6 protein-coding genes, 1 pseudogene and 1 riboswitch are annotated in these 6,369 nt (G+C 51.4%); of the genes and pseudogenes, 6 read left to right on the top strand and 1 reads right to left on the bottom strand.

The window, feature by feature from the left end:
* The first annotated feature begins 370 nt into the window (after window positions 1-370).
* Window positions 371-1,585, top strand: coding sequence for a threonine synthase (locus ACVBDQ_RS17365; protein ID WP_446663373.1), 1,215 nt, complete (start codon window positions 371-373; stop codon window positions 1,583-1,585).
* A gap of 85 nt (window positions 1,586-1,670) precedes the next feature.
* Window positions 1,671-1,803, top strand: a riboswitch (FMN riboswitch).
* Between the two features lie 126 nt (window positions 1,804-1,929).
* Complete coding sequence (locus ACVBDQ_RS17360) at window positions 1,930-2,544, top strand: ECF transporter S component (protein ID WP_075261450.1); 615 nt, start codon at window positions 1,930-1,932, stop codon at window positions 2,542-2,544.
* 44 nt (window positions 2,545-2,588) lie between these two features.
* Here ACVBDQ_RS17360 and ACVBDQ_RS17355 read toward each other — a convergent pair whose 3' ends face one another.
* Window positions 2,589-3,203 (bottom strand): sulfite oxidase-like oxidoreductase, encoded by a 615-nt coding sequence (locus ACVBDQ_RS17355; protein WP_021322617.1) that lies wholly within the window; start codon window positions 3,201-3,203, stop codon window positions 2,589-2,591.
* A gap of 333 nt (window positions 3,204-3,536) precedes the next feature.
* Between ACVBDQ_RS17355 and ACVBDQ_RS17350 the strand changes: the two genes are divergently transcribed.
* From ACVBDQ_RS17350 to ACVBDQ_RS17335, 4 genes and pseudogenes are all read left to right on the top strand, one after another.
* Window positions 3,537-4,223 carry a DUF969 domain-containing protein gene (locus tag ACVBDQ_RS17350; RefSeq protein WP_014195864.1) on the top strand — a complete coding sequence of 229 codons (687 nt, stop codon included), beginning with the start codon at window positions 3,537-3,539 and terminating at the stop codon, window positions 4,221-4,223.
* Window positions 4,224-5,186 carry a DUF979 domain-containing protein gene (locus ACVBDQ_RS17345; RefSeq protein WP_014195863.1) on the top strand — a complete coding sequence of 321 codons (963 nt, stop codon included), beginning with the start codon at window positions 4,224-4,226 and terminating at the stop codon, window positions 5,184-5,186.
* A gap of 29 nt (window positions 5,187-5,215) precedes the next feature.
* Window positions 5,216-5,863 carry a pyroglutamyl-peptidase I gene (pcp, locus tag ACVBDQ_RS17340; protein ID WP_013523781.1) on the top strand — a complete coding sequence of 216 codons (648 nt, stop codon included), beginning with the start codon at window positions 5,216-5,218 and terminating at the stop codon, window positions 5,861-5,863.
* Between the two features lie 41 nt (window positions 5,864-5,904).
* Window positions 5,905-6,144, top strand: a pseudogene (locus ACVBDQ_RS17335) (transporter, sodium/bile acid symporter family protein); the annotation flags it as partial.
* Between the last annotated feature and the right edge of the window lie 225 nt (window positions 6,145-6,369).

The following is a 6,369-nucleotide window of genomic DNA, read 5'->3' as shown; positions in this document are numbered from 1 at the left end:
GACTGTTTCCATTCTACCAACTTCGTGGTCTGTATGCGGAAGAAGGATCCTGACTGATGAACCGATTTCATCCAGCTAACATATTTCTGGGGTTGAGTGGAAATCACAGAAAATGGTGAAGACCCTCTTTTGTTTTTCGATCCACTGCGATCACCTCCTGGCAGTCTATTCAGCTGGGACCATGAAATGTTCGACTATAGTGTTTGCTGGTTTGGCGCAATTATGCATAAAAGCGAGGGAGGAGATGCCGACGATGGCTATTATGTTATAGTGAAAAAGCCAACTGCCGCCGGTTATGCCTTTCTGAAACGGTGAAGGAGACACCGTTTGTCCGGTGCGGATGAAGTGAGCAAGAAAGGAGAGAAGTCATTTGCGATTCAGCTATGTATCCCACCTATATTGCCCAAAGTGTGAACGTACATACGATGTCGACCAAATCCATCAACTTTGCGAATGCGGTTCGCCGCTTCTTGTCGCTTACGACTTGGAGTCGATGCGCCAAAAAGTCAAGAGGGATGTGCTGAGGGAACGTGAAGCGAATTTATGGCGTTATCATGAGTTGCTGCCGGTAAAGCATCCTGAACATATCGTGTCGCTCGGCGAAGGGATGACGCCGCTTGTGCCGATGCAGCGCTTAGGGCGGGAAATCGGCATTGAAGCGCTCTACATGAAAGACGAAGGGGTTATTCCAACAGGGACGTTTAAAGCTCGCGGCGCGGCGGTTGGGGTGTCGAAAGCAAAGGAACTGGGCGTCAAACAGCTCGCGATGCCGACAAACGGCAACGCGGGTGCGGCGTGGTCGCTCTATGCCGCTCGAGCCGGCATCCAGGCGACGGTCGTCATGCCGGTTGATGCGCCGGAACTGACGCGAAAGGAATGCGCCATCGCTGGGGCGGAACTGTATTTAGTCAACGGCCTCATTAGCGATGCCGGGCAAATTGTCGCCAAAGCAATCCGCGAATATGGCTGGTACGATGCGTCGACGTTGAAAGAACCGTACCGGATTGAAGGGAAGAAAACGATGGGACTGGAAATTGCCGAACAATTCTCGTGGCAGCTCCCGGATGTCATTTTGTATCCGACCGGCGGCGTCGGGTTGATCGGCATTTACAAGGCGATCAAAGAACTGCAGGCGCTCGGCTGGGTGGACGGCCGCATGCCGCGGCTGGTCGCTGTGCAGGCCGAGCATTGCGCGCCGATCGTCAAGGCGTGGAAGGAGAAAAAACGTGAATCGGAGTTTTGGCCGAACGCCCATACAGTGGCGTTTGGCATCAATGTGCCGAAAGCGCTTGGCGACTTTCTTGTTCTTGAGGCGGTGTATGAGACGGACGGTTGCGCTATTGCCGTCAACGATGAAGCGATTTTGGCTGAACAGCGGACGGCAGCCGAACTCGAAGGGGCGTTCATTTGCCCGGAAGGAGCGGCGGCGTTTGCGGCGGCCCAAAAGCTGCGCGAGAGCGGTTGGATTCGTGATGGGGAGACGGTCGTCGTGCTCAACACGGGGACGGGATTGAAATACGCCGATTTGGTTCAAGTCGCCCCACCGGTGCTCGAACCGGAAGATTCGCTTCCGATGCGGGAATAATCAAGCCGCAAGCAAAAAATCGTAGACAAATCCAAAAAGGAATTGTATACTAAATTCATCGGAATAATGAAAAAACGGATAAGCGATTCATCTTCGGGGCAGGGTGAAATTCCCGACCGGCGGTGATGAGGCGCTTGGCCTCTCAGCCCGCGAGCCGCAAGGCAGGATCCGGTGCGAGTCCGGAGCCGACAGTATAGTCTGGATGGGAGAAGATGAAGGTTTGCCGGCGTTCGTTTTGGCGCATGCGAACGTCTAGTTGCGCACACCCTTTTTCTCCCTTAAGCCTCGTTCGGTTTAAGGGAGTTTTTGTTGGCGCTCGCGGCGGCAGCCTTCTTCTTGTGAGGATGAATCACGAGAAGGGGAGGAGAACAAACATGAAACGCATTTCCATCCGCGCCTTTGTCGGCATCGGAGTGTTGGGCGCCATGGCGCATGTGCTCATGATGCTCAACTTTCCGCTGCCGCCGTTTCCGAACTTTTTGCTTGTCGACTTCAGCGACATCCCGGCGCTTGTCGCCGCGCTGTTGTACGGCCCGCTCGCCGGCGTGGCGGTCGAACTCTTGAAAAACGTGTTGAACTATGTTTTTGTCGGCAGTGCGACCGGCGTTCCGATCGGCCAAATCGCCAACTTTACCGCTGGGGCGGCGTTTATTTTGCCGGTTTCCTATATTTATGGGAAAGCCGCATCGAAAAAAGGCTTGCTGCTGGGGTTGGCGGCGGGAACAGTGACAATGGCGCTCGTCATGAGCGTGCTCAACTACTACGTCTTTATGCCGGCGTACACCCTTTTCCTTGGCGCTCCGCAGATGAGCGCGCCGGAAGCGAAGGCGTTGGTGGTATCGGCGATTTTGCCGTTTAACGCCGTCAAAGGAGCGATGGCGGCCATCGTATTTCAGCTTCTCTTTTGGCGTCTTCGTGCTTGGCTTGAGAAACAAGCGGCATCCCGCCAAGCCGCTTGATGATCAAAAAGCGAGGGATTTCCGACCCCTCGCTTTTTGCTTTGTCAAAAGCGAATCCGCGGCACCCACTCGGCAAACCGCTCCTCTTTAAACGGATTGGCGGTCATCGAATAGCCGCGCTCCTCCCAATAGCCCGGCTCATCTTCCTTCATAAAGCGGATGCCCGACGCCCATTTCGCCCCTTTCCATAAGTAAAACGTCGCTGGCGGGATGAACCGGAGCGGATAGCCGTGCTTCGGCGAGATGTCCTGCCAGTCGTGATGCTTGTCTTTCCATCGATAGACAAACAAGGCATCGTCGCCCATGAGCGCCTCAAGCGGCAAGTTCGCCGAATAACCGAACCGGTCGCCGTTTAAATATCCGTAAATTTTCACGTATTTCACATCAGGATCTAGCTCCACAAAGCGCAAAAACTCGCGGAAGGCGATGCCTTCAAACGTCGTGTCGAATTTTGACCATGTTGTGACACAATGCATATCGATGGTTGAAACCGTCTTCGGCAGCTGCATCACTTCTTGATACGACAGCGAAACTTCCTCTTTCACATCGCCGAACAATCGGAAATTCCACGTCGCTTCATCGAATTCGTACACATCGCCCTCATGCAAAATCGGCCATTTTTCCGTTTCGAATTGGCCGGGAGGGAGTTGTTTGGTCATGGTTGGCACCTCCTTTTTCTGCTAAATTTCTCTTAATTATTCATGATACAAAATAGGGGCAAGGGATGCAACGAAGAGGGGGCTTGATGTATCATGACGGGTTCGGTCAAGTTGATGTTTTATTTTGTAAAGTAAATTTTCGGTAAGTATTTATTGATTTTTAATTTTTCCCAATTATATAATGATAATAACAAATTTGAAACTATTGTTCCGAAATGTGGAACGACAGATGGAGGAGAGGGGGGATGCCGACTAAGAAATAGAGTGGGGTGAACGACGTAACGATTTGTATTAACATTTGCCGTAAAATGTGCTGGAGAGGAGAAGAGAAACATGGTGCTCATTGGAGTGTTGATCGTCATCATCGGCTTCATTGTTCGCATTAATCCACTTCTTGTCGTGACAGCGGCTGGATTGGCGACAGGATTGCTCGCCCATCAATCGCTGTATGACATTATTGAACAATTTGGAACAGCGTTTACGACCAACCGGTATATGGCGGTGTTCATCGCCACATTGCCCGTCATCGGCATTTTGGAACGTTTTGGATTGCGTGAACAGGCAGAAAGTGTCGTGGCGAAAATCAAAGCCGCGACAACAGGACGAATCTTGACCGCTTATTTGATCATCCGGGAAGCGGCTGCAGCGGCTGGGCTTACTTCCATCGGCGGCCATGCTCAAATGGTTCGTCCGCTCGTCGCTCCTATGGCAGAAGGAGCGGCGGAAGCGAAATACGGAAAACTGCCGGATCATGTCCGGGATGACATTCGCGCTCATTCCGCAGCGGTGGACAATATCGGGTTGTTTTTTGGCGAGGATGTGTTCATCGCCATCGGAGCGATTTTGTTGATGAAAGGATTTTTTGATCAAAACGGCATTCCTTCTGATCCGCTGCATATGGCGTTATGGGCGATCCCAACGGCCGTGGCCGCGCTGATCGTTCACAGCATCCGCCTGCATCGGCTGGACCGCTCGCTTCACAAGCTCTTTCATCGGGAGAATGGAAAGGGGAGAGAGTGAATGTGGTTGTCCATTGAAGCGGTGTACATATTTTTAGGCATTGTGGTTGTGTTGGGAAGCTTGTGGACCTTTGCCGATCGTCAAAACCCGAAGCGCTTCACATCAGGGTTGTTTTATTTCCTTTATGGTGTGACACTGCTGTTCGGCAGCATCATTCCCCCGTTTTACACCGGAGTGCTTGTGCTTATCATGGTGGCCATTGTCGGAACCGGGGGATTGAAGCTCGGAAGCTACCAAGAGGCGACGCCGGAAGAGAGAAGACAACATCGCGATCGATTGAAACATCGCCTGTTCATTCCGGCCTTGTTGATTCCGGTTTTGACTGTCATCGGTGTGACATGGCTGAAAAATGTCAAGGTTGGAAACGCTTTTCTTTTCGATCCGAAAAACGTGACTCTTGTGTCTCTCGGGCTAGCGACGTTCGTTGCTTTGCTCGTCAGCATGGCGATGACTCGGACCACTCCGTTTATGGCAGTTAAAGAATCGCGCAGGCTGCTTGAATCAATCGGCTGGGCCGCCCTCTTGCCGCAGATGCTGGCAACGCTAGGGACGATTTTTACGACTGCTGGGGTAGGCACCGCTGTGTCCAATTTGGTAGGAAACATCATTCCGACTCATTCATTGTTTTGGATTGTGGTGGCCTATTGTATTGGCATGGCTTTGTTTACGATGATCATGGGCAATGCTTTTGCCGCGTTTCCGGTCATGACAGCGGGGATCGCTGTTCCACTGCTGATCAAACAATTTGGCGTCGATGCGAATCATGTGGCCGCCCTCGGGATGTTTTCCGGCTACTGCGGCACCTTGATGACGCCGATGGCGGCGAATTTCAACATCGTGCCCGCCGCCTTGCTTGATTTGAAAGACAAAAACCACGTGATTCGCGTGCAAGTGCCGACAGCGTTGATTCTGTTGGCGTTCAACATCGCTGCAATGTATGTGGTCACTCTCATGGATTTATAATCCGATAACGGGAAAGGACTGAAGATACGATGAAAAAAGTGCTCGTGACCGGATTTGATCCGTTTGGAGGAGAAACGGTGAATCCATCGCTGGAGGCGGCCAAGCAAGCAGCCGGATGGAAAAACGATCGGTATATCGTTGAAGTTCGGGAGATTCCAACCGTATTTGGCCAATCATTAGAAATCTTGCATGATGCAATGAAGCAAGTGGATCCCGATATTGTGATTTGCGTCGGACAGGCGGGAGGGAGAGCCGATATTTCCGTTGAAAGGATAGCGGTGAACATCAATGATGCCCGCATTCCCGACAACGAAGGTCATCAGCCGATTGACGAACCCGTTGTTCCAGGCGGGCCTGTTGGCTATTGGTCAACTTTGCCGGTCAAAGCGATTGTCCATGAGTTGAGGCGTCACGGCATACCAGCCTCTGTCTCTTATACAGCGGGAACGTTTGTCTGCAACCATGTGTTTTACGGATTGATGCATTATATTGCCCAAGTGAAGATGCCCATTCGGGCCGGATTTATCCATATTCCGTATCTGCCGGAACAAGCAGCCCGGCATCCAGGACAGCCTAGCATGGCGTTAGAAACGATTGTGAAAGGACTGCGGATTGCCATTGACGTGACGGTCGAACGTGAAGAAGATATCCAAGCGGTTGGCGGGCAAATTTGTTAAGGGGGATTCGTCCAGTTGCCTTTGACTTCAGCCTGCCCCTTCTGCTCGGCATGGATTTGGCTAAACAAAAAGCGGTCGCCATGGAGGTAGGAATGCAAAACTCCGGATTGAGCGTGGCAATTGCCACAGCGAATTTTTCACCCTTGGCGGCTGTTCCAAGTGCGATTTTCAGCGTGTGGCACAACAATATATATATATCCGAAGCGATCCTCGCGGCGATTTTCAGCCGGAGGGAAGAGAAGGACCATCTGATAGGATTAAAGGAAAAGTCAAGGGTGTAGAAGCAGGTGTAAACAGCGGTTTTGTAAGAGAGAGGCCGCTGTTTTCTATTGTGTATTGTAGTGGGGAAGCTATCTACCATAAGTTGTCCTTAATATTTTGGTTCATCACCAAATTTTGTGATTTAGTGACAAAAAAGAGAAAGCACTGACGAGATCCTGGCAATAATGTTAGCGGTGAAATCAACATTAAGGAGGTCTCGTAAGTGCTTTCGATACCACTAGGAT

This window comes from Geobacillus sp. CCR (genome assembly GCF_052906625.1).
The sequence above is the reverse complement of the archived record's forward strand: the minus strand, read 5'-3'. Positions and strand labels throughout refer to the sequence as shown.

Coding starts and splice junctions, on each gene's coding strand:
- ACVBDQ_RS17360 (WP_075261450.1), top strand. CDS start 1,930: ATGAATCACGAGAAGGGGAGGAGAACAAACATGAAACGCATTTCCATC.
- ACVBDQ_RS17350 (WP_014195864.1), top strand. CDS start 3,537: ATGGTGCTCATTGGAGTGTTGATCGTCATCATCGGCTTCATTGTTCGC.
- pcp (WP_013523781.1), top strand. CDS start 5,216: ATGAAAAAAGTGCTCGTGACCGGATTTGATCCGTTTGGAGGAGAAACG.
- ACVBDQ_RS17355 (WP_021322617.1), bottom strand. CDS start 3,203: ATGACCAAACAACTCCCTCCCGGCCAATTCGAAACGGAAAAATGGCCG.
- ACVBDQ_RS17345 (WP_014195863.1), top strand. CDS start 4,224: ATGTGGTTGTCCATTGAAGCGGTGTACATATTTTTAGGCATTGTGGTT.